3 protein-coding genes and 1 pseudogene are annotated in these 3,770 nt (G+C 65.9%); all 4 read right to left on the reverse strand.

Translation table 11 applies throughout. The features are described from left to right. Window positions 1–350: pseudogene (locus ACI94_RS03945) on the reverse strand (hypothetical protein); the annotation flags it as partial. A 138-nt stretch (window positions 351–488) separates the two neighbouring features. After that, window positions 489–1,010 (reverse strand): DUF1269 domain-containing protein, encoded by a 522-nt coding sequence (locus tag ACI94_RS03950; protein ID WP_286681111.1) that lies wholly within the window; start codon window positions 1,008–1,010, stop codon window positions 489–491. A 55-nt stretch (window positions 1,011–1,065) separates the two neighbouring features. Next, window positions 1,066–2,097, reverse strand: coding sequence for an AI-2E family transporter (locus tag ACI94_RS03955; protein WP_286681112.1), 1,032 nt, complete (start codon window positions 2,095–2,097; stop codon window positions 1,066–1,068). A gap of 47 nt (window positions 2,098–2,144) precedes the next feature. Next, the coding region (locus ACI94_RS03960; protein ID WP_286681113.1) for a SulP family inorganic anion transporter at window positions 2,145–3,770 on the reverse strand (1,626 nt) is incomplete at its 5' end.

Consider the following 3,770-nt stretch of genomic DNA (forward strand, 5'->3'; position numbering starts at 1 on the left):
AGCCTGCTGAACCGGTCGAGGAGCAGGACTGCGACGAAGGCGAGCACCGAGACGGTTATCCCGGAGATGAGGTGAGCGACCTTGTCGTAGTAGGGGTAGTAGATCTCGTAGAACCCCCTGACTCCGCCCGCCACATGGAGGTAGAGCGAGAGGGCGACGAGGAGGTTGATCTCCCAGGGGAGCGTGATGTTCCCCCGGCGGGTGACGATGGCGGGAACCAGTGTCAGGCCGAGCGCAAGGACGCCGCCGAAGACCTGCGAGTACTCACCGAGCGAGAGGGCGATGAAGATGTTTGCGGCGATGAGGAACTGGAAGAGGTAGGCGAGGTAGAGGCCGATGGGTCTCTTCATACCTCCATATTTGGATGAGCACCGTTAAACGTCCTCCTGCCTGCCCCGGCCCTATCCCCGGCATCACCACCGCTCAAGCCTGATATCAGTGCCCGCAACCGTCCTGCTCCGTGCAGATAACCCCCCTCGTATTCCCGCTTACGCCGAGGGCGGCGGCACTTCTGCTTTTGCCGGTACTCCGGCCCCGAACGCTTCGCGGAGGTTCGCCTCCTCTGTCTCAGAGAGCGACGTCCTGATGACATGGCCTCCATAGTCCCTGATGGCGTCGACAACCTTGTCAGGCGTCATCTTCTTGATGAGCAGGAATACCGCGGAGTTGCCCGGGCCGACGCTCTCCGCGACCTCATTTATGAATTTGTCGTCGATGCCGTAGTCTGAGAAGCGTCCGGCGAGTGCGCCGGCGATAGCGCCGATGGCAAGCCCGAAGATCGGCGCTAAGAAGATCAGGCCGATCAGGAGCCCCCAGAAGGCGCCGGAGAGCGCCCCCAGGCTTGCGAGATCGGTGGACTGCTTGATCTGGGTCTTCCCGTCCCGGTGGTGGACGACGACCACCAGGTCCTCCAGTTCGATGACGTGCTCCTTCGTCAGGCTGACCAGCCGGTCTCTGACCCGGAACGCGGTATCTTCGCCCTCGTAGGCGATGGCGACCAGGTCGCTCATGGCTCTCTTCCTCCAGGTGACATGCGCCGGGATATCGCCCCGGCGTATATAAACCCTACTCCTCCCCGGCCCCCATTATCTCCCCGATCCACCGGGTCTCGTCCCAGCTCTCGAGGAAGAGTTTCACCGCGATCGTCAGGGGGATGGCGAGGAGGACCCCGACCACCCCGAAGATGATCCCCCAGAAGACGACGGAGAAGAGGACGACGAACGGCGAGAGGTTGAGGTCCCGACCGGCCATCCGGGGGAGGACGAGGTTCTCTGCGGCAGCGTCGATGAGGGCGACGGCGGCGATGACGGCCACGGCTCCGGCCGGCCCGAACTCAATGAGGGCAAGGAGGGTGGGCGGGATCGCGGCCACGACGAGGCCGATGTAGGGGACGAAACTCAGGACGAAGGCGACAAAGCCCCAGAGCAGCGCGAAGTCGACCCCGAGGACGGCGAGGAAGAGCGCGGTTCCGGTGCCGGTGATCAGGTTCACCTTCGTCCTGACGACGACGTACTCGATGAGGAGCCTGCCCGACTCCACGAGGTGCCGGTAGAGGGTGCTCTCCGCCCCGAGGTGCTGCCTGAGGGTGGCCGCGATCCGGGGGGCTTCGATGAGCAGGAACCCGATCCCGACGAAGACCAGGAAGGCGTCGACGGCGATAGACCCGACCTCGCGGGCGAGCACGGCCGCCTGCTGGACGATGAGCCCCTGGTCGATGTAGTCTCCGATCTGGATGACGCCCGGGGTGATGCCGTATTCGGCGAGGATGGACTGGGTGATGGCGAGCTGTTCGTCGAGGCGCGCCTGGTACTGCGGCAGCGAGCGGGCGAACCCGGTGAGGGCCACACCGAGGAAGGCGATCATCCCGGCGAGGATCCCGATAAGCCCCATGACCACGGTTCCAGCAGCGATGACCTGGGGCACCCCCCGGCGGGTCAGCCACGTCATGATGGGCGCGGTGATCATAGCGAAGAAGACCGCGACGAGGAGCGGGCTGACTATCGCAGTTGCCGCCTGGAGTCCGGCGAGGACGATGACGACCGCGGCCCCGATCATCAAGATGTAGGCAGGGGGGGAGAGGCGCTCGGCGATATTCACAGAGATGGTATGGATCTTCTCCAAAGAAAGAGTTTTCCGGGCAACGTCTATCTCTCCTCGGGTACCCGGGTCTCTGCCGCCCGGATGGCCTCTCGGAGCGCCTCCCCGATGACCGGCGTCGCGAAGAATATGTTCTCGCAGCCGATGGCCTCCATCACCCCGGTCCCCTCGAGCCCCTCGAGGAGCCGGGGGTCGACCTCGGCGAGGATGAGCCGGTCGTTCTGGGCGTGGAGCCGCCGGGCGTAGCGTTCCAGCATCCGGAAGAGCCCGGTCCCGGCCTCGACCCTCCCCCGGAGAGCCAGGATGACGACGGCGCCCTCTGCCCCCTCCGGGGAGGGGAGCGACCGTTCGATGGCATGGAGAGTGGCGAAGTAGACGCTTCCCGAGACCGAGAGGATGGTGACCTGGCCCGGGAGAAGCCGACCCGGTGCAGACTCTTCACGGTACATACCATCTTTTATCGGGACGAGGTGGACCACAGAGGCCTCGCGGGTGGAGGCGATCAGGTAGATGGCGAGCGAGAGGAGGACGCCGACGTAGATGCTGTACTGGAGCGGGAGTACCTGGGTGGAGATGAAGGTGGCGACCATCGCCCAGCGCCCCGGGCGGGAGTACCTGAAGATACAGGTGATCTCCTGGGGCTGGTAGATGAGTTCGGCCCCGATGAGGATCAGGATACCGGCAAGCGCCGGAAGCGGGATCAGTTCCACGAGGGGGCCGGCGACGAGGATGACGACCCCGACGAGGGCGCCGGAGATGAGGTTCGCCGCCCGGGTCTCTGCTCCCGCGCTGACGTTCAAGGCCGTCGCCGTGAGCGGCCCGCTTGAGGGTGCGCACTGGAGGAAGCTCGCGACGATGTTGGTGACTCCCTGTCCGGTAAAGTCCCGGTTCACGTCGGCGATGGTCCCGTCGCGTTCCGGGATCGCTTCCGTGACCCCGACGGCCATGACGAGCCCGATGATGGCAAGCGCGAGCGCCGGGACGAGGAGGCCGGGGGCGAGGGCGATATTGGGGATGGCAAAGGCCGGGAGCCCGGCGGGAATGGTGGCGATACTGCCGACGAGCGCGACATCCGGAAAGACGATCCGGGCGAGGAGGGCCGTGACGATGAGCGGGAGGAGGAGGGCGACGGAGCTGAGGTGCGGTACGCGGCGGAGCACGATGACAAGGACGATGGTGAGGAGACCGATCGCGAGTGCGTCGGGCCGGATATCGCCTGCGTGGAGGAGGAGGTCGGGCACGGCGAGGATCTGGATCGCCTCCCGCGGGAGGGGGTAGCCGGTGAGGTTCCCGAGCTGGCCGAGGACGATGAGGAGCGCTGCTCCCGTGACGAACCCGGTGAGGACGGAGTGCGATATGAACCGGGTGAGGCTGCCGGCCCGGACGAGCCCGAACCCGAGCTGGAAAACGCCAACGAGGAGGGTGAGGACGAAGAGGGTGGCGGGGACGTCGGCCTCGGGGACCGGGGCGAGGACGGAGTAGATCGAGACCGCGAGGACGTTTGAGAGCATCACCTTGAGGTAGGTGGAGCCGGTGAGAAACGCCCCAAACGCCGTCGAGAATATCGCGGTGTAGAGGCCGTAGACCGGGTTGATCCCGGCGACGAGGGCGAACCCCATCGCCTGCGGGATGCCGACGAGGGCGGTGGTCGTCCCGGCGGCGAGGTCGGCCGG

Origin of the sequence: Methanoculleus sp. DTU007 (assembly GCF_001512385.1) — an archaeon.
GTDB lineage: Archaea > Halobacteriota > Methanomicrobia > Methanomicrobiales > Methanoculleaceae > Methanoculleus > Methanoculleus thermophilus.

Excerpts from the sequence above, each read along its gene's own strand:
- ACI94_RS03950 (WP_286681111.1), bottom strand. The coding sequence starts at position 1,010 with ATGAGCGACCTGGTCGCCATCGCCTACGAGGGCGAAGATACCGCGTTC.